The organism is Sagittula sp. NFXS13 (assembly GCF_040148795.1).
Lineage (GTDB): Bacteria > Pseudomonadota > Alphaproteobacteria > Rhodobacterales > Rhodobacteraceae > Sagittula > Sagittula marina.
The window spans coordinates 1-23,162 of sequence record NZ_JAGEMH010000013.1; the positions used below are offsets into that span (position 1 = coordinate 1).

General features: G+C 59.0%; 22 protein-coding genes. 7 read left to right on the forward strand and 15 right to left on the reverse strand.

Annotated features, from left to right (window positions below; translation table 11 throughout):
- Positions 1-750: 750 nt before the first annotated feature.
- From msrQ to J4E08_RS18990, 3 genes are all read right to left on the reverse strand, one after another.
- Positions 751-1,350 (reverse strand): protein-methionine-sulfoxide reductase heme-binding subunit MsrQ, encoded by a 600-nt coding sequence (msrQ, locus tag J4E08_RS18980; protein WP_349539823.1) that lies wholly within the window; start codon positions 1,348-1,350, stop codon positions 751-753.
- Entirely contained in the window at positions 1,350-2,249 is a 900-nt protein-coding gene (gene msrP / locus J4E08_RS18985; RefSeq protein ID WP_349539824.1) for a protein-methionine-sulfoxide reductase catalytic subunit MsrP, read from the reverse strand. The genes msrQ and msrP overlap by 1 nt, the downstream gene beginning before the upstream one ends.
- A gap of 166 nt (positions 2,250-2,415) precedes the next feature.
- Positions 2,416-3,981: an FMN-binding glutamate synthase family protein gene (locus J4E08_RS18990; RefSeq protein ID WP_183968967.1), complete on the reverse strand. Its 1,566-nt coding sequence runs from the start codon at positions 3,979-3,981 to the stop codon at positions 2,416-2,418.
- A gap of 116 nt (positions 3,982-4,097) precedes the next feature.
- Between J4E08_RS18990 and J4E08_RS18995 the strand changes: the two genes are divergently transcribed.
- Both J4E08_RS18995 and J4E08_RS19000 read left to right on the forward strand, forming a co-directional pair.
- Positions 4,098-4,538 carry a DUF302 domain-containing protein gene (locus J4E08_RS18995; protein WP_183968969.1) on the forward strand — a complete coding sequence of 147 codons (441 nt, stop codon included), beginning with the start codon at positions 4,098-4,100 and terminating at the stop codon, positions 4,536-4,538.
- A gap of 195 nt (positions 4,539-4,733) precedes the next feature.
- Positions 4,734-5,216, forward strand: coding sequence for a fasciclin domain-containing protein (locus J4E08_RS19000; RefSeq protein WP_183968971.1), 483 nt, complete (start codon positions 4,734-4,736; stop codon positions 5,214-5,216).
- Positions 5,217-5,298: 82 nt separating this feature from the next.
- Here the strand turns inward: J4E08_RS19000 and clpB are convergent, their stop codons facing one another.
- Positions 5,299-7,911 (reverse strand): ATP-dependent chaperone ClpB, encoded by a 2,613-nt coding sequence (gene clpB / locus J4E08_RS19005; RefSeq protein ID WP_349539825.1) that lies wholly within the window; start codon positions 7,909-7,911, stop codon positions 5,299-5,301.
- A gap of 418 nt (positions 7,912-8,329) precedes the next feature.
- On the opposite strand from clpB, the gene pyrF reads away from it, so the two are divergent.
- The gene (gene pyrF / locus J4E08_RS19010) at positions 8,330-9,064 is read left to right on the forward strand and encodes an orotidine-5'-phosphate decarboxylase (protein WP_349539826.1); all 735 of its coding nucleotides are present in this window, start codon (positions 8,330-8,332) and stop codon (positions 9,062-9,064) included.
- 397 nt (positions 9,065-9,461) lie between these two features.
- Entirely contained in the window at positions 9,462-9,734 is a 273-nt protein-coding gene (locus J4E08_RS19015) for a hypothetical protein (protein ID WP_183968977.1), read from the forward strand.
- A gap of 258 nt (positions 9,735-9,992) precedes the next feature.
- Here J4E08_RS19015 and J4E08_RS19020 read toward each other — a convergent pair whose 3' ends face one another.
- The 3 genes from J4E08_RS19020 to J4E08_RS19030 are packed head-to-tail and all read right to left on the reverse strand — an operon-like array spanning position 9,993 to position 11,573.
- Positions 9,993-10,421 carry an NUDIX domain-containing protein gene (locus tag J4E08_RS19020; protein ID WP_349539827.1) on the reverse strand — a complete coding sequence of 143 codons (429 nt, stop codon included), beginning with the start codon at positions 10,419-10,421 and terminating at the stop codon, positions 9,993-9,995.
- Positions 10,414-10,680 (reverse strand): NfeD family protein, encoded by a 267-nt coding sequence (locus J4E08_RS19025; RefSeq protein ID WP_183968979.1) that lies wholly within the window; start codon positions 10,678-10,680, stop codon positions 10,414-10,416. Before J4E08_RS19025 ends, J4E08_RS19020 begins: the two co-directional genes overlap by 8 nt.
- The gene (locus J4E08_RS19030; protein WP_183968981.1) at positions 10,680-11,573 is read right to left on the reverse strand and encodes an SPFH domain-containing protein; all 894 of its coding nucleotides are present in this window, start codon (positions 11,571-11,573) and stop codon (positions 10,680-10,682) included. Before J4E08_RS19030 ends, J4E08_RS19025 begins: the two co-directional genes overlap by 1 nt.
- A 98-nt stretch (positions 11,574-11,671) precedes the next feature.
- On the opposite strand from J4E08_RS19030, the gene J4E08_RS19035 reads away from it, so the two are divergent.
- Positions 11,672-12,925, forward strand: a complete 1,254-nt coding sequence (locus tag J4E08_RS19035) for a DNA polymerase IV (RefSeq protein WP_349539828.1) — start codon at positions 11,672-11,674, stop codon at positions 12,923-12,925.
- On the opposite strand, the gene J4E08_RS19040 is transcribed toward J4E08_RS19035, so the two are convergent.
- The 5 genes from J4E08_RS19040 to J4E08_RS19060 all read right to left on the reverse strand — a co-directional run bounded on the left by J4E08_RS19040 (position 12,922) and on the right by J4E08_RS19060 (position 16,686).
- Positions 12,922-13,263, reverse strand: a complete 342-nt coding sequence (locus J4E08_RS19040) for a DUF3775 domain-containing protein (protein ID WP_349539829.1) — start codon at positions 13,261-13,263, stop codon at positions 12,922-12,924. The two genes, J4E08_RS19035 and J4E08_RS19040, sit on opposite strands and share 4 nt — an antisense overlap.
- Before the next feature lie 72 nt (positions 13,264-13,335).
- Positions 13,336-14,067 carry an SDR family NAD(P)-dependent oxidoreductase gene (locus J4E08_RS19045; protein ID WP_349539830.1) on the reverse strand — a complete coding sequence of 244 codons (732 nt, stop codon included), beginning with the start codon at positions 14,065-14,067 and terminating at the stop codon, positions 13,336-13,338.
- Positions 14,064-14,621 carry a DUF3833 family protein gene (locus J4E08_RS19050; protein ID WP_349539831.1) on the reverse strand — a complete coding sequence of 186 codons (558 nt, stop codon included), beginning with the start codon at positions 14,619-14,621 and terminating at the stop codon, positions 14,064-14,066. The genes J4E08_RS19045 and J4E08_RS19050 overlap by 4 nt, the downstream gene beginning before the upstream one ends.
- Complete coding sequence (locus tag J4E08_RS19055; protein WP_349539832.1) at positions 14,618-15,394, reverse strand: DUF1365 domain-containing protein; 777 nt, start codon at positions 15,392-15,394, stop codon at positions 14,618-14,620. The genes J4E08_RS19050 and J4E08_RS19055 overlap by 4 nt, the downstream gene beginning before the upstream one ends.
- On the reverse strand, positions 15,391-16,686 hold the full coding sequence (locus tag J4E08_RS19060) for an NAD(P)/FAD-dependent oxidoreductase (RefSeq protein WP_349539833.1): 1,296 nt from the start codon (positions 16,684-16,686) through the stop codon (positions 15,391-15,393). The genes J4E08_RS19055 and J4E08_RS19060 overlap by 4 nt, the downstream gene beginning before the upstream one ends.
- A 234-nt stretch (positions 16,687-16,920) precedes the next feature.
- Between J4E08_RS19060 and J4E08_RS19065 the strand changes: the two genes are divergently transcribed.
- Positions 16,921-17,499: a sigma-70 family RNA polymerase sigma factor gene (locus J4E08_RS19065; protein WP_343056004.1), complete on the forward strand. Its 579-nt coding sequence runs from the start codon at positions 16,921-16,923 to the stop codon at positions 17,497-17,499.
- Positions 17,496-18,143, forward strand: coding sequence for a ChrR family anti-sigma-E factor (locus J4E08_RS19070; RefSeq protein ID WP_349539834.1), 648 nt, complete (start codon positions 17,496-17,498; stop codon positions 18,141-18,143). Before J4E08_RS19065 ends, J4E08_RS19070 begins: the two co-directional genes overlap by 4 nt.
- Positions 18,144-18,683: 540 nt before the next feature.
- On the opposite strand, the gene J4E08_RS19075 is transcribed toward J4E08_RS19070, so the two are convergent.
- From J4E08_RS19075 to J4E08_RS19085, 3 genes are all read right to left on the reverse strand, one after another.
- Entirely contained in the window at positions 18,684-19,817 is a 1,134-nt protein-coding gene (locus tag J4E08_RS19075; protein WP_349539835.1) for a hypothetical protein, read from the reverse strand.
- 294 nt (positions 19,818-20,111) lie between these two features.
- Positions 20,112-21,836 (reverse strand): dihydrolipoyl dehydrogenase, encoded by a 1,725-nt coding sequence (gene lpdA / locus J4E08_RS19080; protein ID WP_349539836.1) that lies wholly within the window; start codon positions 21,834-21,836, stop codon positions 20,112-20,114.
- Between the two features lie 5 nt (positions 21,837-21,841).
- Positions 21,842-23,116: a 2-oxo acid dehydrogenase subunit E2 gene (locus J4E08_RS19085; protein ID WP_349539837.1), complete on the reverse strand. Its 1,275-nt coding sequence runs from the start codon at positions 23,114-23,116 to the stop codon at positions 21,842-21,844.
- Positions 23,117-23,162 lie beyond the last annotated feature (46 nt).

The window sequence follows — 23,162 nt, forward strand, 5'->3', positions numbered from 1 at the left end:
TGCCGCCAGCGTTCGTTCTGAGCCAGGATCAAACTCTCAAGTTGAAATGCGTTACCGCATATCCTTGACGTTCGAACCTCTGCACATCTCCAATACTCAGGACCACCTCGGGGGCAGATCCCTATGTTCACCCGGCTAAGGATTGAACACGCATTGGAAGTCATCTGTTTGATAACGTGCTTCTGGTTTCATCAGAAACCGAAAGCCGCTCCAAACAGTGAAGCTGACACTTCATCATCGGACCGAAGCCCTAGAAGCGTTGATATGAGAGGGTTGATCCATCGATCGGACCAGGGCCGCCCACATATCTCTTCAGATATTAGCGATTTCAAATAACGTTGAGGGCAAAAACCAGACCGCCGCGCTAATCTCTCAGCGCGCCCGCCTGACCATATCCTCGGTATGCTTCAACCTCGCTTCGCTTCAGTGTCGCCTCTCAGCGCCTCGTCCGCTCCGTCCGGTCCGACCCGCAGCGCCTCAGCGCCGCCGGTGAAGGGGCTTTTACGGTTACACCAAACGACTCGCAACCCCTTTTTTGGCGCTTCGTCACATTTTCTTCGCAAAACACCACAAGCCTCTGAAAACACGCGCATTAAAACGGGTATCCGAAAGAACTATCGGTCAAAACGCGTTCGTTGAAACAGCTTCAGGAGGTTCCTGATCTTATTGCGGGCCAGTCACCCACAAAGTCACCACCTATCATGCAATGACTTTAGCCGATTTTCCCGACAATGACTGTTGGCCGCGTGTCTAGGCAAGCCGCTGGTACAGTCCTCGACGCGGCAGACGCAGCGCCAGCAGCGACGCGATAAGTGCCATGTATAAAATCGGTTCGATCTGGAAACCCTTCACGAGCATGACGAAATGCAAGACCCCCAACAGAGCGACTGCATACGTAACCTTGTGCAGTTGCCGCCAGCGGCTGCCCAGCGCACGGATCGCTCGGTTGGAGGAGGTGATCGCCAATGGGATCATCAGCACAAACGCCCCCATTCCAACGGTGATGTACGGGCGTTTCACAATATCGGCCCAGATCTCGGAGGGCTGTTGAACATCAAGCACCAGCCAAACCAGCAAATGCAGCGCCACGTAGTAAAAGGCCATAAGCCCGATCGCCCGTCGGAACTTCAGCAGGTTGACCCCCGCATGTTTGCGCAACGGCGTTATCGCCAGACCCGCGATCAGAAGCCACAGCGCCCACTTGCCTAGCTCATGCTCCAAAGCCTTTATCGGCTCGACGCCAAGGCCCCCCGTGAGGCCCAGGTACAGAAGCCACGGCACCGGAAGCGCCAATCCCAGATACACCATCCAGGTTGGCACTCGCCGGACATATGCGTTGAGCGCCTGCATCAGAAATTTTTAACCAAGTCCATGCCCTCGTACAGGCCTGCGACCTCGTCATACCCATTGAACATCAAGGTTGGTTTCCGCCGGGCGAACAGGCCACCGCCCAATGGGCGCTCGGACGCCTGTGACCAGCGAGGGTGATCCACCTCCGGGTTCACGTTGGAATAAAACCCGTATTCTCCCGCATTTGCTTTATTCCATGCGGTCGCAGGCTGGGTGTCGGTCAGAGTGATCCTGACCACCGACTTGATCGATTTGAAGCCGTACTTCCATGGCACGACCAGGCGCAACGGTGCACCATTCTGGTTTGGCAGCGGTTTGCCGTACAGGCCGGTAGCCATCAGGGTCAGCGGGTGACGCGCCTCGTCCAAACGCAAACCTTCCACATAAGGCCAGTCGAGGACCGGATACCTGACACCCGGCATTTCTTCGGGGCGCAAAGCGGTTTCAAAGGCAACGTATTTCGCCTCCGGCTTTACCCCGACCATGTCGAGCAAGTCTGCCAACTCAAATCCATTCCAAGGCACCACCATCGACCACGCCTCGACACAGCGGAAGCGGTAAATGCGCTCTTCGATGTCCATCTGGCTCATGATGTCATCAAAGCTGTAGTCGCCGGGCTTGTCGACCATACCGTCGATCTGCACAGTCCAAGGGTCGGTGGTCAAAGCACCCGCGTATTTCGCAGGATCTTCTTTGCCCGTGCCAAACTCGTAGTAGTTGCAGTAGTTGGTGATGTCTTCAAAGGCGTTGGGCTCCAGTGTTTCGGCCTTTGCCGCGCCCGCCAGACCACCAGCAATGCCCAGAGCTCCCGCACCGGCCATCACCTGGCGACGATTCAGAAACAATGCTTCGGGTGTCACGTCGGCAGCGGTCAGGTCGTTGGTCCAGCGGCGGCTCATGGGGCTCTCCTCGATATCGGTTGCCCCATAGGTAAGGTGAAGCCGTCAATGCACCAACAAACACTATCTCACGATGACGGTAGAGCGCTGTAACAAAGCATCGCTGGAAGGTCGGGAGGTGGCGCTTTCGACCCGTCGGGGCTCAAAGAGATCACCCACCTGCGTGCTACAGAGTCTCGCCCTCGATCTGCAAGCGACGCATGGCGTCCTCGAATTGCTTGTGGCCTCGCGCGCGTTCCAGCCCGTCCAGCCCAAGATGCACCGACGGGTGAATGTCGTTCATCTGCACGGATGATCCATCGTTCACCACGACCCTCACATGGCGTCGACGCATCTGGCGCGGCTCGGCCACACCGACAGAGTGCGCAATGGTTTCCACCTCGTTGATAACGGCCTTGGCGTAAGCCGCGACACGCTTGTCCTTCTCTTCGACCACCAACCCTTTTTGCAGCGAAGGAATATGCGTCGTGATCCCCGTGGGGCAGGTGTTCTTGTTACATTTGAGGGCCTGAATGCAGCCGAGTGAAAACATGAAGCCCCGCCCCGACACAACGAAATCCGCGCCCATGCAAATAGCCCAGGCCACATCGCCCGGCGCGACCATCTTGCCCGCCGCGATGATACGGACGCGATCATGCATCCCGGCCAAGTCGCGCAGGTCGACCATGCGGATCAGCGCGTCGCGCAGCGGCATCCCGACAAGGTCGATAAGCGGCATCGGCGCCGCGCCTGTGCCGCCTTCACCACCATCCACAGCGATAAAGTCCGGCGCGCATTCGGCGCCACGCTCCTTGATCCGCTTGAAAAAGTCGAACCAAGGGTCGGCGGACCCGATGCAAGTCTTGATCCCCACCGGTTTTCCGGTGACCTCGCGGATGTGGCCGATGAGGTCTAGCAGATCATCCCAATCGTCCACCTCACGGTGACGGTTTGGCGAAATCGCATCCTTTCCCATCGGCACACCACGGATTGAGGCCACTTCCTCGTCGATCTTGGCGGCCGGTAGGATTCCCCCCTTGCCCGGCTTTGCCCCTTGGCTGAGCTTGATCTCGAACATCTTCACGTTGGGCTTTGCCGCCATATGGCGCAGCTTTTCATCTGACAGGTTGCCCGCCTCGTCGCGCACGCCGAACTTCGCCGTGCCGATTTGATAAACAATGTCACAGTTCCCTTCGAGGTGGTCCGGTGCCAAGCCGCCCTCCCCCGTGTTCAGCCAGATCCCCGCCAGCCCTGCTCCGCGGGACAATGCGCGGATGGCAGGCTTGGACAGCGCACCATAACTCATGCCTGAGATGTTGAAGATCGACGTGGCTGCGTATGGCTCCCGGCAGTGCGGTCCGATGATCATCGGCTCCGTTGAGGCGAATTGGTCATCCAGCGGCGGAAACACCGCATTCATGAAGATCGGCGTGCCCGGCAACGAGAGGTTCCGCGTGGAGCCAAAGGCCACCGTGTTCGATTTGGTTTCTGCCGCGCGATAGACCCAGTTGCGTTGCGCCCGATTGAACGGCATCTCCTCGCGGTCCATGGCAAAGAAATACTGGCGAAAGAACTCCCCCAGCTCGGTGAACAGCCCGCGAAAGCGGCCGATCACCGGGTAGTTGCGCCGGATCGCGTCACCAGTTTGCCGTGTGTCCAAGTAGAACATGGCGCAAACGGCCATTACCCCCAGACCCACGACGAAGACGAAAAGCAACGCCAAGTATTGCAAGGCGGTCATCGCGTATTCCATATTCACCTCCGGGAATGCTTTGATTTGACTGAATGCAAATGCACAAATTTCACGCTACCTTGTCATCATCACACCCAAATGGCACCCCGGCCAATCACAAGTGTAAGGGAGAGAGCATGAAAAAATTCCTGACATCTGCCGCTCTGATGCTGGTAGCGACCACCGCAACCGCAGATATCGTCCGCTATGACACAGAACAATCGTTCGACGACGTCATATTTGGCCTGGAAAACGCCATCCTCGACGAGGGCCTGGTGGTTGACCACATCAGCCACACCGGCGAAATGCTCGCCCGCACCAAGGAAGACGTGGGCGGCACCGTCGACCTTTTTATTCACGCGGACGTTTACAGCTTTTGCTCGGCCCGGATCTCGCGCGAGGTGATGGAGGCCGATCCAATGAACGTTTCCTTCTGTCCCTACCAGATCTTCGTGATCGTGCAGCCGGATACGCCGGACACCACGACCATAGGCTTTCGCAGCTATCCAGAAGGCGCCATGCAAAAGGTTGAGGCGTTGCTCGACGGCATTGCCCGCGCTTCTATCGGGTTGGAATGACGTTCAATCCGTTCACAGCGGATCACTTGGAATAACACTATTGTCATTCGACGGCGAAAGGTGGTGCGGCTTAGGGGGTTCGCGCCACGTTTCAAGTCGAAAGACAATACTTATACGCGAAGTCCAATCTCGCATCTCCTCCGTAGTCCTATCCGATGCAACAAGCATCACGGACTGACCAACAGGAGAGACAAAATGCTACGTTCAACCATTCTCGCCGCATCGATCGCCCTTGCCGCGCCAGCCTTTGCCGAAAGCCACGCCATGTCCAAAGACATCGTGGAGACTGCCACCGAGGCAGGCACATTTGAAACTCTGCTCGCTGCAGCACAGGCTGCCGATCTCGTTGATACCCTTAAGGGCGACGGACCGTTTACCATCTTTGCACCGACCGATGCCGCCTTTGATGCCTTGCCGGATGGCACTGTCGAAGACCTGCTGAAGCCGGAAAACCAGGACAAGCTGGCAGAAATTCTGACCTACCACGTCATCGCAGGCAAGGTCATGTCCACAGATCTGACAGATGATATGAAAGCCGCCACTGTCGAAGGCGCGGACGTCACGATCGACCTCGACAACGGTGTCATGGTGAACGATGCCACCGTGACCCAAGCGGATATCGAAGCGTCAAACGGCGTGATCCATGTCATCGACAAGGTAATCATGCCGCCGATGTAAGGCCAGAGAGCGCCGAAGCGCGCTCGCCATATCGTAAAAAAAGGCCCGCCAGATCGGCGGGCCTTTTCAATTTTGGCAGACCTCAGTGGACGACCGCATCATCCGGTTTGGGCCGGTTGGTCGCACCGACACGATCGCCGATCAACAGCCCTTCGGCCCCGGCGGAGACTGGCACGACGTCGCCGTCAGACACGTCTCCGGACAGCAGCATCTCGGCCAGTGGATCCTGCAACGCACGCTGGATCACCCGCTTCAAAGGCCGCGCGCCGAACACCGGGTCATACCCGTCGTCGGCCAGCCACTGCTTCGCCTCGTCGTCCAGCTCCAGCCGGATCTTGCGGGCTGCCAGTCGCTTGAGCAGACGCCCAAGCTGGATGTCCACGATCCCGCCCATGTCCTCGCGCTTAAGCCGATCAAATATGATCGTCTCGTCGAGACGGTTCAGGAACTCGGGGCGGAAATGCGCCCGCACAGCGTCCATGACATCACGCTTGGCCTGCGCCGCGTCGCCGCTTTCAGGAAGCTGCGACAGGGCCTGCGAACCAAGGTTCGACGTCAGTACGATCAACGTCTGCTTGAAGTCCACAGTCCGGCCCTGGCCATCGGTCAGCACACCATCATCGAGCACCTGCAACAGCACGTTGAACACATCCGGGTGGGCCTTTTCGACTTCGTCGAACAAGACAACCTGATAAGGCCTGCGCCGCACGGCCTCGGTGAGGACACCGCCTTCGTCATAGCCCACGTAGCCCGGAGGCGCACCGATCAAACGGCTGACCGCGTGTTTCTCCATGAACTCCGACATGTCGATCCGCACCATTGCGTTGTCGTCGTCAAAGAGGAACTCCGCCACGGCCTTCGTCAGCTCGGTTTTACCCACGCCGGTCGGGCCCAGGAACAGGAACGAGCCCAAGGGCCGCCCTTCGTCGTTCAGCCCGGCACGCGCCCGTCGCACCGCATTGGCCACCGCCGTCACGGCCTGATTCTGGCCGACAACCCGACGATGCAGGTTGGCCTCCATGCCCAGCAGCTTGTCGCGCTCCCCTTCGAGCATCTTGCCCGCCGGGATACCGGTCCAGCGTTCAACCACCGAAGCGATCTGATCCGGGCGTACAGCCTCTTCGACCATCATGTCGTCAGCGTTCTCGGCCTCCGCCAGCTGCTTTTCGAGCTCCGGGATAGAGCCATACTGCAACTCACCGGCGCGCGCGTAGTTGCCCTCGCGCTTGACGATCTCCAGCTCTGCCTTGGCGTGGTCGAGCTTTTCCTTCAGATCGCGGGCGAGGCTCAGCTTGTCACGCTCCGCCTGCCACTGTGCCGTCATCTCGGCACTGCGCTCCTGAACCTCGGCAAGATCCTTTTCCAGCTTTTCGAGCCGGTCCTTGGACGCCTGATCCTCTTCGAGTTTCAGGGCCTCGACCTCGATCTGCATTTGCAGAATGTTGCGGTCGAGCTGGTCAAGCTCTTCGGGCTTGCTGTCGACTTCCATCCGCAGACGCGACGCAGCCTCGTCCATCAGGTCGATGGCCTTGTCCGGCAGGAAACGGTCCGTGATATAGCGGTGCGAGAGAGTCGCCGCCGCCACGAGGGCCGAGTCCGAGATCCGCACACCGTGGTGCAGCTCGTACTTTTCCTTGATGCCGCGCAGAATGGAAATCGTATCCTCCACGGTAGGTTCCTGCACCATCACAGGCTGGAAACGACGGGCCAAGGCCGCGTCTTTTTCCACGTGCTTGCGATACTCGTCGAGCGTTGTTGCGCCGACGCAGTGCAATTCCCCGCGCGCCAGAGCCGGTTTCAGCAAGTTGGACGCATCCATCGCGCCATCCGCCTTACCCGCGCCGACCAACGTGTGCATCTCATCGATGAACAACACGATCTCACCGGCCGCTGTAGTGACCTCGGACAGGATGGCCTTCAGCCGCTCCTCAAACTCGCCGCGATACTTCGCACCAGCAATCAGCGCGCCCATGTCCAGAGAGAGCAGACGCTTGTTCTGCAGGCTTTCCGGTACGTCGCCATTAACAATGCGCAGCGCCAGACCTTCGGCAATCGCAGTTTTACCCACGCCGGGTTCGCCGATCAAAACCGGATTGTTCTTTGTCCGGCGGGACAACACCTGCATGGCACGACGAATTTCCTCGTCCCGACCAATGATCGGGTCGATTTTCCCCTCACGCGCACGCTCGGTCAAATCCAGGGTATATTTCTTCAGCGCCTCATAGGCATCCTCGGCAGACGCGCTGTCTGCCGTCCGTCCTTTGCGCACGTCATTGATCGCGCCATTCAAGCCTTGCGCGGACACCTTGCCCGCATCCAATGCCTCTTTCGCCGGGGATTTCACCATGGCCAACGCCATCAGCATCCGCTCCACCGGAACAAAGCTGTCGCCCGCCTTCTTGGCGATCTTTTCCGCCTCATCCAGCACCTTGCCGGTGGCGGAATCAAGGTACACCTGTCCAGCGTCTCCAGACACCTTTGGGATCTTTGCCAGTTTGGTATCAAGCACTTGCACAACGCGCTTGGGATCGCCCCCGGCCGCGCTGATCAAGTTGGACGCCAGCCCCTGGTCATCATCCATCAGGGCTTTCAATACATGTTCGGGTGCCAGCTTTTGATGGCTTTCCCGCATCGCAATCGTCTGGGCGGCCTGAATGAAACCGCGCGCACGATCCGTGAACTTCTCCAAGTTCATCACACTTCTCCTTTAACAAGCACCCAACCTCGGTCACGCCCACGATCTGTGGCACGCGCCCCTTTTCGGGCCTCGGAGTAAAGATGGGGCACTGGCGGTGCTGGTTCAAGCGCCTTGTTGTAAAAATATCACTGAACCGATGCTGCCTATTTTAGAACCTCTCATCGCATCAGGTTTTGATTGAGGCCCCTGAAAGAAATTCGTGACGGACATCGAAATCGCGGGTCCCCAAACGTCGTCAGACATAGCCGTCAACAGTGGGTCGGCCGATGCTGCTGACTAAAGCGCTAAACCACCCGATGGATTCCAGATCACATGGTCCACGGTTTGCGCCCGGCATACACCGAGTTGAACTGACCCGCGCTTGACGTGGCCTCTCCAGCCCGCCAAACGGAAGGCGCGTTAGAGGAGCCCTGCCATGAGCCAAGCCACCACCAAGCCCGCCGATGACCGCCTGATCGTCGCCATTGATGTGCCCAACGTGATTCAGGGCCTTGAACTTGTTCAGACACTGGGGCCATCCGTCTCCTTTTATAAAATCGGTTTGGGCATGCTGACCGGCGGGGGCCTCGCTTTGGCCAATGAACTCAAGCAGGAGCACGGCAAACGCATCTTTCTCGATATGAAATTTTTCGACATCGGTGCCACCGTCGAAGCTGCCGTGCGCGGCATCGCGCAGTTCGATCTCGATTTTCTGACGGTGCATGGTGACCCTCATGTGGTTCGCGCCGCCAAGGAAGGCGCGGCAGGCTCTGATCTGAAAATCCTTGCCGTGACCGTCCTGACCTCGCTTGACCGCGAAGATCTCGACAATTCGCTATATAAAGACGGTGCCATCCCCGATCTGGTGACCGAACGGGCTGGACGCGCCTTTGACGCCGGAGCCGATGGGGTCATCGCCTCTCCGAATGAAGCCGCGCTGATCCGCGCGCTTCCCGAATCCGATGGCCGCCTTATCGTCACCCCCGGTGTGCGGCCCGCAGGTGCCGACAAGGGCGACCAGAAACGCATTGCAACCCCCGCTCAGGCAATCCGGGACGGCGCTGACCATATCGTTGTGGGACGTCCGGTGCACCGCGCCAAAGATCCACGCGCCGCGGCAGCGGCTATAGTTCAGGAAATAAACTCCGCGCAGGCAAGCCGTAGCCAATAGCACGTCGCCATCCTTACCCGTGCGGGGCATTCCTGATGACAGCGGATGCCCTGAGCGCAGCGTTCCCGCTCTGAAGCGGTTTAAACGAAGCTCCCTCCGTCGCATTCAGTCACGATAAGGAACCTGCATGCCTGTGCATCCGTTGGGAAGGTAGGCCGCTTGCGAGGGTGTGAGAATTGTGAACGTCACGCTCGACTGCAGGTAACGCCCGAATCACATACTAGTGTGTGGATAACCCTAGGCATAAATCCACTCATTGTTGCGCCGATTCCCGCCAACGCCTTGAGCTCAGAAGAAAACCTTTTTCAAAAGATACGTGAAACTTTTCCACAGGTCGTTACGTTAATACCACATGAAGGTTAACGAAGAGCAGTCAAGGACAGAAGGGAATAGAAGCATGAGCGATATGACACCACGCATCCATGACGTCCGTTACAACGCCGTCGAACAGTGTTTTGAAGCTTTGGTCACCCTCCACACCCCCGGTGGACGCGTTAGGGTAGCAAGCCAGTTCGATGCTCCCATGACCACAGATTTTGAAGCTGCATCTCGCGGCCTGTTGAACGCCGCCCTGATTGGCTTGAGCGATCGAAGCGCCCTCAAGTCCCGCGAAATGCGCAAACCGATCATGCCGCCGCGGCGCGTTGGCGATATGTCACACGCAGCCTGAGTTTAGACAAAGTTTGGCCTTGGAGGCTGTCCTCCCACAGCCTTGGGCTTACCCCTGTGCCGTCTCTTGGAATTGATGGCGCGACACTAGCCGAAGCACGTTTATGTGGTGTTCGGTTCCCCCTCTGGGGAGATCTGCCTGCGGTTCATACACCTGTATGAGCCTGCCATCCGGCCCTCTGTTTGTCCCCTGAGAGCCGGAAAACTGACCGGGGCGTCGCTTGATTTTAAGCACGCCCCGGTTTTTCTTTCCCAAAAGCTAAAGTGTTTTCAGATACGCGGCCAGCACGGTACGGAACTGCGGTATTGCGTCCTCTGCCGCGACGAAGTCCTTGGGCCGCATGGCTTTCCAGCCTTGCCCCTCGTCGCCGAACCGGGCCTGATCGATCAAATCCTCAGACCCGTGCGCAGCGAAAAACCACTCCACCCCTTTCGGTCCGTGATGGAGATGCACCGGACGCAGCAATGCAGACGACACATCCAACCCTAATTCTTCCCGTGTTTCACGCAAGACGCAGGCCTCAGGCGTTTCGCCCGGGTCACGCAGTCCACCGGGAAAGTCGAGATATCCAGGCCAGTCGATCCACGACACATCGTCCCGGCGCAGCACCAATACATCGTCGCCCGCAAACAACATCAGCTTCGCGCCACGAAACCGGGCACGCGGCGCGCCGGGCCAATCAATCATTAATGTCGGTGTCCCATATCTTAACCTGCCCTTTGCGCTCCCCCGCCATTTTGCGAATGGCAAACCATGCGATGGCAGAAACCACCGCCCAAATCAGCAGCGCCCAGGGCAAAGAGCCAATCCCGACCGTCAGTAACAACAGTCCCACGACAATGGCTCCGACCGCCAATCCCAGCGCGACGAAGCCGGGTGCCAGAACCTCGACAATCAACAGAACCACACCGAAGGCCACCCAGAGCCACCAGGCATCCCACCCCATCAGGTGCGCCTTTTCAACAACTTGAATGCATCACCAAAGGCGTCCAGCGCACTGGACGGCAACAGGATTGTCTGAGTGCCAGGCCCCTCTGCCACCTTGCGCAACGCCTCGACCTGTTTCAAAGCAACCTCGTACTGCGCGGCCTCAATGCCATTGTCCTTGATGACGCGGGCGACGATCTCTGTGGCATAGGCCTCTGCCTCGGCGGTGATACGACGTGCCTTGGCCTCTTGTTCAGCGGCATACAGCTGTGCATCCGCAGCCAATTCCACGGCCCGGCGCTTGCCCTCCGCTTCCGTCACTTGCGCGCGACGGGCGCGTTCGGCATTGAGCTGCTGCAACATGGCGTCCCGTGTTGCTTGGTCGAGATTCACATCAAGAATTTCGGCGCGCGTGACCTCTATCCCCCAGTTGTCCACCGCGTCCTCGACGCTGGACTTGATCTCGGAGATCAACCGATCCCGGTTGGACTGCACTTCGTCCAGCTCCATCTTGCCGATCTCGGCGCGCACGATACCTGCAACGGTCGTGGCAATCGCCCCGTCCACATCGCGGATCCGGTAGACGGTCTTTTCCGGCTCCAGAATGCGGTAAAACACGCTGGTTTCCACCTGCACCAACACGTTGTCCATGGTGATCGCGTCCTGCGACGCCGTGGGCAACTGGCGTTCCAGGATGGAGATCTTGTGCCGGACCTTGTCTAGAAAGGGGATGATGAAGTTGATCCCCGGCCCCAATACCGCGCGCAGTCGGCCAAAGCGCTCCACCACGAACTTCTCCGACTGCGGCACGATCCGCACACCGAGGAAGATACAAATGATAACGAACACCGCCAGCAGCAGCACGATGATGTTGGACCCGACAAAATTCGCCAGCATCTCTTCGGGTGGCATAGGAAAACCTTTCGCTGAAAATAACTGAGACCTATGTAAGCATAAGGGCGCCCACGCGCCAGATTGTCCGCACCCGCTACAGGCGATATTCTCCGCACATGCCCTCCCTTTGCCGCGACTGCCTCACCACGTTCGACAGCGGACAGCGCTGCCCCGCTTGCGGGCGGCCGCGCATTGTGGCGCATCCGGAACTCTTCAGTCTGAGCATCGCGCATATGGATTGCGACGCATTTTATGCGTCTGTGGAAAAGCGTGACAACCCGGAGCTCGCCTCCAAACCTGTCATCATCGGTGGCGGCCGGCGCGGCGTGGTGTCCACGGCTTGCTATATCGCGCGGATACGCGGCGTGCGCTCGGCCATGCCGATGTACAAGGCCCTGCAACTGTGCCCCGATGCCGTGGTCATCAAGCCGCGCGGTGCAGTCTACGCCGAAGTTTCGAAACAAATCCGCGCGTTGATGGAGGAACTGTCCCCTGCGATTGAGCCGCTCTCGCTCGACGAGGCTTTCATCGACCTGACCGGCACCGCGCGCCTGCACGGCCATCCGCCAGCGGTAATGCTGGCCAAGCTGGTCAAACGCATGTCCGAAGAAATCGGCGTCACAGGCTCTATCGGTCTGTCACATAACAAGTTTCTGGCAAAGATCGCCTCTGATCTCGACAAGCCGCGCGGTTTTGCCGTGATCGGCGCAGCAGAGACGCAAGCGTTTCTCCGGCCCAAATCCGTGCGTATGCTATGGGGTGTGGGCGAGGCCGGACAGGCGTCACTTGATCGCGCAGGCATTCGTACGTTCGAGGATCTTTTGCGCTGGGAAAAGCGCGATCTGATGCATCGTTTCGGCAGCATGGGTGAGCGGCTGTATCACTTGGCACGCGGCGAGGACCGCCGCCGCGTGACTCGCAATGCACCGGTCAAATCCATCTCCAACGAGACGACATTCAACGAGAACACTGCGGACAGCGACATTCTTGAGGGGCATCTGTGGCGCCTGTCAGAAAAGACCACGGACCGCGCCAAGGCCAAGGGCTTGGCTGGCCGGACCGTCACACTGAAGCTGCGGAGAAGCAATTTCAGCCTGCTCTCCAAACGCATGTCCCTGCCTGATGCGACCCAGATGGCCGACACGCTATATCGTGCCGCACGCGGGTTATTTGACCAAGTGCCCGAGAACGGACCGTGGAGGTTGATCGGCGTAAGCCTGTCGGACTTGGTGCCGGACAGCATGGCCGACCGTGTGCCCGACCTGCTGGATCCGCAGGCGCAAACCCGCGCCAAGGCTGAACGCGCCGCAGATGAGATCCGCAAGCGTTTTGGCGATGGCGCAATCCTCAAAGGGCGCGCGCTGCGTTAGGTTCCGCGATTCAGCAGGCCATCCTCTTCCTCGGTGACGTCGTAGCCCATGGCCTCTAGCCCCGCCTCCAGATTGTCAGCCAGATGTGGTGTGCCGATCAAATAATCCGCCGTTGGGGTCGAAGCCTCCGCAAGGGCGGTCTGATAGGCTTCGCTCGCCTCGGCGCTCTCGAAGGTGCCACGTCCGATCCACATGATCGCGGTGAGCGCAGCTGCTTCCTCTTCGTCCATTCGATCAATCAGACCGCGCAACTCTGCTTCGCCGCGATTCAATTCGCGGGCCATCAGGATGACCGCAGCCACCTGCCGCGGGCTAATTTTGTCGTTAAATCTGTCCATGACACGCCTCCTGTCGCCTTATCTGCAAGATGGTGGGAAAAGAGATATGTTTCTTTGACCTTAAACAAGTTCTCAGGCGAAGATTCGATAGTATAGCCAATCGGGAAGAAACTGGCTGCCTCGAAACACCCATGAAAACATTCTGGGAAAAGCCTTTTGGAAGCCCCCCTTCGACATGTGATCGAAATAAACCTGAGCGGCTTCTTCCGGCTGCATTTTGAACGGCATTTTGAAATCGTTTTTATCGGTCAGCCGCGTCTCAATGAAACCAGGGCTGAGCAATTGCACCTCCACCCCTGTTTTGTGCAGGTCCGCGTAAAGCGATTCTGCCAGGGACATAACCGCGGATTTGGTCGAAACGTAGGCCGCCGATCCCGGCAAACCACGGTATCCTGACAGCGAACCAGTCATGACAAAGTGGCCTTTGTCCCGCTCTACAAAGCGGGGGATAACGGCACTCACCAAACGCATGGCGCCGCCAATGTTCACATCCGTCATAAGATTCGCGTGTTCCGGCTCCCATGCCTTCGCACCAAAGGGCCAGTACACCGCTGCCAGTTGGATTACACCGTCAATGTCCCCGATGTCATCGGCGACCTTTTTCAACGCGTCGTAATCCGTCACATCGACCGGTTTTACAATTGCATGACCGGGCAGACTGTCTGCCACCTCCTGCAACTTATCCTCTGATCGTGACGACAGGATCAACTCGACACCGGCCTCGCTCATCTTTCGGGCCAGAGCCGCGCCCAGGCCTTCGCTTGCGCCAACAATCCAGTAGCGTTTTCCGGTCCAGTTTCTCATGTCTTCTCCTTTGGGCGCATCACCGCGACAAGTTCGGCCACCTTGATACCAAACTTGCGAAACTGGGATCGGTTCACCACTGCGCCGTCGGGGGCAAGATACATCCAGTCAGTCGCGCTCAGGACATGGCCGCCCGCATCGTCGGGCAATTGCAACCGATAGCGCAGCCGCAGGGCTGGCCCCGCCAATTGCCCGCGCGCCTTGCCAATAACATCGTCCGCTTCGCCGGTTACAGTTGCATCATTACCCAATATCAGCCGCCATTCACGAGCTTCTTCACGGCCTGACGCATAGCGGTAGTGTTCCTTCAAGACCCCTGTGTTGCCTTGCCACGTTCCGACAAAATCAGCGGCAAAGCGCGACACAACGCGCCCTGTGGGTCCGTAGATCACACCATGTGCTTCTATCGGTCCGCTCAGATGACGGCGAAGGTCCAGCGCCTCACCCGGCTCATCACGATAATCGCCCAGATGTTGCGCCGGAAAATCTGCCAGTCTGCGCCGCGCCAACACCGTCAGCGCCACGATTGCAGCCCCTGCCAAGGCCCAAATCATGACGCCTCCTGCTGGTGCATCGGCAACTCGCCAGAGACCTCGTCCGCCGGAGGTTCAGGTCGTGGGCGATATCCAGCGCCTTTCCACCAAAGTTTCAACGCTTGCCAATGGATCAGCGCCAGGGCGCGCCGCGAGCCAAACGGTCTGCGCAAAGCAGAGTACAGCATTGCGCGATTGCTCAGCTTTGCCCGAGGCCCCACAAGCGTTGCGACCAGACCGCCATGTCCGTGGTCCAGATCGATCCATATCCCAATTCGGTCGGGCCGAATATCGAAGCGGAATTCATACTGTCCTTCAATGGGCTGAAAGGGAGAGACGTGGAAAATCTTCTGCGCCGTGATACGGTCCTCCGGCGTGATGCCTGATCCGTCTGCCTTCGCACAGAGGTAGGAGTGACGGTCGCCAAACGTGTTCGACACTTCCGCGATCACCGCGCGCAAGGTTTCTCCGTCATAGGCCAGCCAGAAAGACACCGGGTTGAACACATGCCCCAGCAAGCGTGGCTGGGTCAGCAGCTTCAACGGTCCGGAGAAAGTGACACTGTTGGCGGCAAAAACCTCACGTGCCCAAGCCGCCCCGCGTCCCTGTTTCGGCGCACCACCGTGATCGCTGTCCTGCACCGACATGAGGCCCGCGCGGTTGCGCCCGAACATGATGGGCTCCTGCGTCTCGGTTTCCGGCTCCAACAGCACGTAATCCACGGAATAGCGAAAGGCGTTTTCGATCGCCCCTTTGCGCCCGTGAAAGGTATGCGCGCGAATGAAGTCGGTCATGCGGCCTCCTCACGGCGCGCACGTTCCGCGATGCCACGGGCCACCTCTGCCGCGCTGGCCAAGCCATCCTCGTGGAAACCATTGCGCATCCAGGCACCGCAGAACCAGGTGTTCCGCGCCCCGTTAAATCCCGCAACCGCGCGCTGAGCCTCCAACATTCCTGTATCGTAGACCGGATGGCGGAGGGTCACTTCGTCATGCACCTTCGACGGGTCTATGGGCCGGGTCGAATTCAGCGTCACAAACAGCGGCAGAGTTTCGGGGATCTGCTGCAAGCGGTTCATCCAGTAGGTCAGGTCGATCGCCTCGGTCGTCTTGTCAGGCGCCTCGACGTAATTCCACGACGACCAGCAGGCCCGGCGTGTCGGCATCATCGTTTCATCGGAATGCAAGACGACCTTGTTGGGCTGATAGGCGACTTTGCTCAACGCTGCGTGCTCCTCGGCAGATGGATCGGTCAGCAGCTTCAGCGACACGTCCCCATGTGTTGCAAACACGACGTCATAGAATGCTTCCCAATCGCCGCGTGCCTTCACCATGACCTGGAGGCCCGACCGCTGCACCGCGTCGACCGGAGTGCCCGCGCGCAAGACAGTGCCTTGTGCCTTCAACGCAGCCACCAACCGCTGCACATATTCGACCGAACCGCCCTGCACGGTGTACCATTGATGCTGACCCGTCGCGCTCAGCAGGGCATGGTTTTCGAAAAAGCGGACCAAGGCATGGGCCGGGAAGTCCATGATCTTTTCCGTAGGCGTTGACCAGATTGCCCCGGACAAGGGCAAAAGATAGTGCTTCCGAAACCATTCCCCGGTGCCCAGCTTTTCAAGAAACTGGCCCAGCGTCAGGCTTTCATCCTTGGCGACCGCGACAGCGTGCTTGTTGAACCGCATCACGTCGCGCAGCATCCCCCAATAGCGTGGGTTCAAGGCGTTCCGCTTCTGGGCAAAGATCGCTCCGACGTCGCGCAAACCATATTCCAGACCACTTTTCAGCGATGCGGAAAAACTCATGTCGGATTTCACCACCGGCACATCCAGCTCGTCAAACAGCCGGGTCAGAAGCGGGTAGTTGGCGTAATTGAACACGATGAACCCTGTGTCCACCGGCTGATCGCCCACTTTACGGGTGCGGGCATGACCGCCCAACCGGTCCTCCGCTTCATACAGCACGACCTCCGCATCGGCCCCAAGCATATGTGCCGCCCCAAGACCAGAGATCCCGCCCCCGATCACGGCAATGCGGCGACGCGCACCGGAACGCGGCGGGATTGGGCTGTTTTCAAACGGCATGCAGTCGGTCCTTTTCGAATGTAATACTGATAACTACGCACGCGACCGCCAAATGGATGACAACGCGGCGGAAGTTTTTTAACGCGGCACTGTGATCCAATGCCGACCGCGTTGCGTACCAGTTTCATGTACAGCCTTTTGACCACCGACGCGCAACGCGACCCTCCGTCCCTTGCACCGACCCGTCGGGACAGGCCATCAAGGACGTCAGCGACCAAGGAGCGACCCAAGCCGGTGACAAGCCGTCCGTCAACACCACGCGAAAGCGAGGCCGCCACTTGGGCTGCCTTGCTCATTCGCATCCGCGACGACCGGGACGAGGCTGCATTCGCCACGCTCTTCCGGCACTTTGCGCCGCGTTTGAAGGGCTTCCTCATGCGATCCGGGGCCGATGCGACCGAGGCTGAGGAATGCGCGCAAGAGGTTATGACCACACTGTGGGTCAAGGCCGCGCAATTCGATCCGGCCCGGGCCTCGGCGGCGACATGGCTGTTTACGATTGCAAGGAACAAGAGAATTGACCGCATCCGCCGCCAACGCCGGCCCGAGCCAGAGGATCTTCCCTGGGGCCCTGAACCGGACCCGGATCAGGCAAGTCTGTTGGGCCTGCAACAGGAAACCGAACAGTTGGCTGCGGCCATGAATGCCCTGCCTGAAAAGCAAAGAGATCTGATCCAAAAGGCTTATTTCGGCGATATGACGCACAGCGAAATCGCTGATGCCACCGGACTACCGCTTGGCACGATCAAATCCCGCCTGCGGCTGGCCTTGGACCGCCTGCGTCATGCGATGACCACGAGAGACCAATCATGACAGACCCGATTCATCATTTAACCGAAGACCTGCTTCAAAGCTATGCCATCGGCACGTTGCCCGAAGCGGTCAACCTGATCGTCGCAAGCCATGTGTCGTTGTGTGACACCTGCCGCGCGGCGGTTGAAAGTTACGAGGCTCTCGGGGGAGCCGTGCTCGACACGCAAGAGGTCGAAGCGCTTTCTGACGATGCGCTGGATCGCGCTATGGCCGCCATTCGCTGTGTCGCGCCAGAGACGAGGCCGATTCAACTGCCCGAACCGGATCCCGTTGTGCCCGCGCCTTTACGAAATTACATAGGCTCGCTGGACAAGGTCCGGTGGCGGCCTTTGGGTCTGGGCGTGAAACAGGCAATCCTCGACACCACGTCCGAGGCCACTGCACGTCTGCTGTTCATCCCGGCAGGAGTCGCTGTGCCTGACCACTCGCACAAAGGGCTGGAATTGACGCTGGTTTTGCAGGGCGCGTTCTCTGACGAGGACGGGCGTTTTGAACGCGGCGACATAGAGGTGGCGGATGACTCCGTCGAACACATGCCCGTGGCCGACATTTCCGAAGATTGCATTTGCCTCGCCGTGACGGATGCCCCCCTGCGCTTTAACGGTTTCCTCCCGCGGATGTTGCAGCCGATCTTCAGGATCTAGCAACTATGTTTATTCGCCGGGTTGAACCTTTCAGGGTGTGCGGATGATCAGGTTGGCGATGGGAACAACCATTCGTGCGGTTGTGATGAAGAGCGTTGATGTTGAATTCGACGCTCTTTCAAACGTCTGACAAATGATTTGAGAACTTGAATGGGCAGGCGAATATGTCGGAGACCTGCTCCGGCCGCTGTCATGAGGGGCCGACGCTAGGCCGGTCGTGCCAGCGACATGGCCTGATGTCACTCGGCAGAATTAAAGCAACCGTGCGATTATTATCACCGCGCGAACGGGCACGATCTTGGGAGTCGATCACCGTAAGTACGCCCTCGCAGAAAGCGGCTCCGATTGTGAAAGATAGCCGGAGGTTATCTTGCGTCGCGACCATCAGTTGCCCGCACTGGGATAGAACTTGGCATGCACGCAGACGATCCCAAACTGTCTGAAACCGACGCACACATTTACAAGATCTGACACCAGCGCCGGATCGTTTCACCCTAAATTTAATCATCCAAATGCCGGGACTGATCTCAAAAGCTCAGTTCAGGCGGTCCTGTCCAGCGCTGCGTTGAGGTAGGTAGGCTCTCCCCAACCGGTTGGCAGCACCGCCACTGTTCCTGCCTGCGTCATCCCCGTAAAGGTGATCGAGCCGTTGCCGAAATCGAGACGCATCATATCACCCTCGCGGGTTACGCTGTACGCCTCAGGCGCCGACGATCCATCAGGGCGCGCGCCCAATTGCAGCAAAACGTCCGTACCAGCGCCGATTTGCACAACGTCATGACCATCCCCAACGCCGTAGTGCAGGCCGACCGTCCGCCCCGATATCGAAATAAGGTCGTCCCCCGCCTCGCCCGCGACATGGATCGCCTCAGCCCCGCTGACGGTGATGGCGTCGTTTCCAGCCCCACCATTCACATCAGCAATGTTGCTTTGGACAGCACGATACCGCGCCGCCACGTCGCCCGACAAAAGCGCCGCGCGTTCCGCCGCAGTTGTTTCGTTCAGCGAGAGGCGACGCGCGACGCTCTCTCCCAAGGTAGCATCCACTGTGATTGCGTCCGAACCGTCACCACCATAAATGCCGCCTGCGATACCCGCCTGAACGCTGATCGCATCGTTGCCGCCTTCGGTGTAGATGCTGCTAACCACCGTTCCGCTCACCGCGACCGCATCCGCGCCTGCTCCGGTGTAGACACTTTGCACCTCGCGCCCGTTGACTGCCACCTCGTCCATGCCTGCGCCCGTGTAAACGCTTTGCACCCGATTCCCGGTTAAGGTGACCGCGTCGTTGCCATCTCCGGTCTGCACGGTCTTCACCCACTCCGCGCGGGCAGACACTGCGCCCCCATCCGGTCCGGATGCTGCCGCGAAGAGCACGCGCCCTTCGTTCTTTGAGCCTCCTGTCAGCTTATTCAAAGCTGCCTGATAGGCTGCGGTCTTTTGCTGTAGGCGCTCAACCCGTCTTGCGGTGGCCTCCGATGATCGCCCGGCGCGCTGCATCTCCTGTATCTTGGACATGCGGTCCTCGTGCTCGACACGGTCACGACTGACCTTCGCGTCGTACAACGTCAGTAGGGCCTCAGTATCCGTCGGGCGAGGCCGGGTATGGGCAATCCCAGCCTGTGAGATCATCCCACCCGTGCTGACCTGAGCTGTCAAAAGAGAGAGAGACATCATCGCGCTCCTGTTCCGGTATCACACCAGAAATATTGTCATCAGCATCTTTCCAGAGAGTTTTCTGACACCACCGGCATCCTCAAAATGTCCTGTGCATTTACATCAATAGCCGGTTTGAACGTTGGACAGATGCGGAGATGTCTCGAATTATGACTACGGGCCAACCACTATTTTTCGCGTATTTTGAGACCAATCGCACCCGCTATCAGGGATGGACGGTCTACAGGGCGCCCGGTGCACACCGGACGCCCTGTAGACCGTCACATGCAGGGGGTTTTCCCCAGCCCGCGATCAGTGCTTTTTCTTCTTCGGCGGCATCAGATCTGTAATCGTGCCTTCGAACATCTCGGCGGCAAAGTTCACCGTCTCCGACAGCGTCGGGTGCGGGTGAATCGTGTGTCCAAGATCGACCGCGTCTGCGCCCATCTCAATGGCCAGTGCGACCTCGGCGATCAGATCACCGGCTGACGGGCCGACGATGCAGCCACCGATCACCCGTTGATCTTCGGGATCGAACAACAGCTTGGTCATTCCCTCAGAGCGCCCCAGTGACAACGAACGGCCCGACGCGGCCCAGGGGAACACGCCTTTCTCGAACTTGATGCCATCGGCCTTTGCCTGCGTTTCGGTCACGCCGACCCACGCGACTTCAGGATCGGTGTAGGCCACCGACGGGATTACCTTGGCGTCAAAATGGCGGTTTTCGCCGCCGGCGGCCTCTGCGGCGACCTTGCCTTCGTGCACGGCCTTATGTGCCAACATCGGCTGCCCCACCACGTCACCAATGGCGAAAATGTGCTTCACCCCAGTACGTTGCTGGCTGTCCACACCGATAAAGCCACGTTCGTCAACCGACACGCCGGCCTTGTCCGCGTCGATTTTCTTGCCATTGGGACGACGACCAACAGCCACCAGAACCTTGTCGAACGTATCCGTAAAGCTCTCGCCCTTATCGTCCTCAAAGGTAACGTGCATGCCGTCATCCTTTGCCTCGACCGCAGTCACCTTGGTCTTGAGGAAGATGTTGGCATAGCGGCCTTTGATCCGCTGCATCAGCGGCTTGACCACGTCCTTGTCCGCGCCGGGAATGATCTGGTCCATCAGCTCGACAACCGTAACCTTGGAGCCAAGCGCATCATAAACACAGGCCATTTCCAGCCCGATGATACCACCCCCCAGAACCAGCAGACGCTCCGGAATATCCGCCAGCTCCAGCGCGCCGGTGCTGTCGATCACACGCGGATCGTCATGCGGGATAAAGGGCAGCGTCACAGGCTCGGATCCGGCGGCAATGATGCAATTGTCGAACGACACGGTGGTGCCCTCGACGTCGATCATGTTGGGGCCGGTGAACTTGCCGTAGCCTTTGACAACCTTCACCTTGCGCTGCTTGGCCAAGCCATCGAGACCACCGGTCAGCTTGTTCACGACACCGTTTTTGAAGTCGCGCAAACCGTCCAGATCAATCTCTGGTGCACCGAACTTCAGACCGTGATGCGCGGTTTCCTCGGCTTCGGTGATGACCTTTGCCATGTGCAGCATCGCCTTGGACGGGATGCAGCCCACGTTCAGGCAGACGCCGCCAAGGTTGTCGTCTTTCTCAATGAGAACAACGCTTTGTCCCAGATCCGCCGCGCGGAACGCCGCAGAATAGCCGCCCGGGCCGGACCCCAGAACAACAAGCTCCGCATGGATGTCGCCGGGGCCTGACGCAGTGCCAGTGGCCTCGGTCGCCTTGGGTGCCTCGGATTTGGGAGCCTCTTTCGGGGCCTCTTCGCTGGCGCCCTCGGCGGCCTCAAGCACGACAATCACGTCGCCCTCTTTGACCCTGTCACCTTCTTTTACCTTGATTTCCTTGACCTTACCGGCACCGGAGGACGGCACCTCCATGGTGGCCTTGTCTGATTCAAGCTCGATCAGTGCATCTTCCTCGGCAACGGTGTCGCCAACGGAAACCAGCACGGTCACGACCGGAACGTCCGTGAAATCGCCGATATCGGGTACTTTGATGTCCATATCGCTCACCACATCAGTTTCCGCATATCACCGAGCAAGCCCTTGAGCGTCACGCAGAAGCGCGCGGCCAGGGCACCGTCGATGGCGCGATGGTCATAGGACAGCGACAGCGGCTGCATCAGGCGCGGCTCGAACTCGGAGCCGTTCCAGACCGGAGCCATCTTCGACCGGGTCAGGCCTAGGATTGCCACTTCCGGCGCATTCACGATGGGGGTGAAGGACGTCCCGCCGATCCCGCCAAGCGACGAGATGGTGAAGGTCGCGCCCTGCATATCCTTGGATTTCAGGTTGCCATCACGGGCGGCCTTGGACAGCTCCATAAGATCCTTGGAGATTTCCACCAGGCCCTTGCGGTCGGCGTCCTTGATCACGGGAACCATCAGGCCATTGGGCGTGTCTGCCGCAAAACCGATGTTGTAGAAGTCCTTCTTGATCAGCTTGTCGCCGTCCGGGTGAATCGAAGAGTTCACTTCCCAATGCTGCTTGAGCGCGGACACGGAGGCCTTGATAACAAAGGACAACAGCGTAACGCGGTAGCCCTCTTCCTTGGCGTGGGTGTCCATCTCCTTGCGGTACTTGTCCAGCTCGGTGATGTCCGCCTCGTCGTTGTGCGTGACATGCGGAATGTTGAGCCAGGAGCGGTGAAGCGCAGGACCGGAGATCTTCTTGATCCGCGGCATATCCACATCTTCAACCGGTCCGAATTTGGAAAAGTCCACCGCAGGAATTGGCGGAATGCCCATGCCACCCTGGGCCGGGGCACCGCTGGACGCTGCAGGCGCAGCCGCCTTCAGAGCACCTTCGACGTCTTCGCGCAGGATGCGACCTTTGCGACCAGACCCGTTCACGGTGGTCAGGTCAACCTCGACCCGCCGCGCAAACGCCCGGACAGACGGCGAGGCATGCACCTTGTTGAAACCGGCGTCCGTTTTCGGCGCGGGGGCGGCGTCCTGCTTGGGCTCCTCTTTTTTCGGGGCCTCCTGCTTGGGCGCGTCTTCCGTTTTCGGCTCTTCCTTGGGCGCGTCCTTCGCGTCGTCGCCCGTCTCGTCGGCCTCAAGGATCAGCACCACGGTGCCTTCGGAGACTTCGTCCCCCTCGGCAACCTTGATCTCCTTCACGACACCGGCGTGAGAGGACGGAACCTCCATCGTCGCCTTGTCGGATTCCAGCTCGATGATGGCGTCTTCCACCGCGATGGTATCGCCCACGCTCACCAGAACGGTAACGACGGGCACTGCATCGAAATCGCCGATATCCGGCACTTTTACTTCGGTTGTCATTCTTTACTTTCCTCCTGATCGGTTTGCGTGCTTTGGGTGAGGCACC

Bases quoted from the DNA above. Each gene is read 5' to 3' on its own strand.
- clpB (WP_349539825.1), bottom strand. From the start codon at position 7,911: ATGAACTTGGAGAAGTTCACGGATCGTGCGCGCGGTTTCATTCAGGCC.
- J4E08_RS19050 (WP_349539831.1), bottom strand. From the start codon at position 14,621: ATGATTTGGGCCTTGGCAGGGGCTGCAATCGTGGCGCTGACGGTGTTG.
- J4E08_RS19030 (WP_183968981.1), bottom strand. From the start codon at position 11,573: ATGCCACCCGAAGAGATGCTGGCGAATTTTGTCGGGTCCAACATCATC.
- J4E08_RS19040 (WP_349539829.1), bottom strand. From the start codon at position 13,263: ATGGACAGATTTAACGACAAAATTAGCCCGCGGCAGGTGGCTGCGGTC.
- J4E08_RS19045 (WP_349539830.1), bottom strand. From the start codon at position 14,067: ATGAGAAACTGGACCGGAAAACGCTACTGGATTGTTGGCGCAAGCGAA.
- J4E08_RS19025 (WP_183968979.1), bottom strand. From the start codon at position 10,680: ATGGGGTGGGATGCCTGGTGGCTCTGGGTGGCCTTCGGTGTGGTTCTG.
- msrQ (WP_349539823.1), bottom strand. From the start codon at position 1,350: ATGCAGGCGCTCAACGCATATGTCCGGCGAGTGCCAACCTGGATGGTG.
- J4E08_RS19085 (WP_349539837.1), bottom strand. From the start codon at position 23,116: ATGACAACCGAAGTAAAAGTGCCGGATATCGGCGATTTCGATGCAGTG.
- lpdA (WP_349539836.1), bottom strand. From the start codon at position 21,836: ATGGACATCAAAGTACCCGATATCGGCGATTTCACGGACGTTCCGGTC.
- J4E08_RS19055 (WP_349539832.1), bottom strand. From the start codon at position 15,394: ATGACCGACTTCATTCGCGCGCATACCTTTCACGGGCGCAAAGGGGCG.
- J4E08_RS19000 (WP_183968971.1), top strand. From the start codon at position 4,734: ATGCTACGTTCAACCATTCTCGCCGCATCGATCGCCCTTGCCGCGCCA.
- J4E08_RS19075 (WP_349539835.1), bottom strand. From the start codon at position 19,817: ATGTCTCTCTCTCTTTTGACAGCTCAGGTCAGCACGGGTGGGATGATC.
- J4E08_RS19020 (WP_349539827.1), bottom strand. From the start codon at position 10,421: ATGATTGATTGGCCCGGCGCGCCGCGTGCCCGGTTTCGTGGCGCGAAG.
- J4E08_RS19060 (WP_349539833.1), bottom strand. From the start codon at position 16,686: ATGCCGTTTGAAAACAGCCCAATCCCGCCGCGTTCCGGTGCGCGTCGC.
- pyrF (WP_349539826.1), top strand. From the start codon at position 8,330: ATGAGCCAAGCCACCACCAAGCCCGCCGATGACCGCCTGATCGTCGCC.
- J4E08_RS19035 (WP_349539828.1), top strand. From the start codon at position 11,672: ATGCCCTCCCTTTGCCGCGACTGCCTCACCACGTTCGACAGCGGACAG.
- J4E08_RS18990 (WP_183968967.1), bottom strand. From the start codon at position 3,981: ATGGAATACGCGATGACCGCCTTGCAATACTTGGCGTTGCTTTTCGTC.
- J4E08_RS19070 (WP_349539834.1), top strand. From the start codon at position 17,496: ATGACAGACCCGATTCATCATTTAACCGAAGACCTGCTTCAAAGCTAT.
- J4E08_RS19015 (WP_183968977.1), top strand. From the start codon at position 9,462: ATGAGCGATATGACACCACGCATCCATGACGTCCGTTACAACGCCGTC.
- J4E08_RS18995 (WP_183968969.1), top strand. From the start codon at position 4,098: ATGAAAAAATTCCTGACATCTGCCGCTCTGATGCTGGTAGCGACCACC.
- msrP (WP_349539824.1), bottom strand. From the start codon at position 2,249: ATGAGCCGCCGCTGGACCAACGACCTGACCGCTGCCGACGTGACACCC.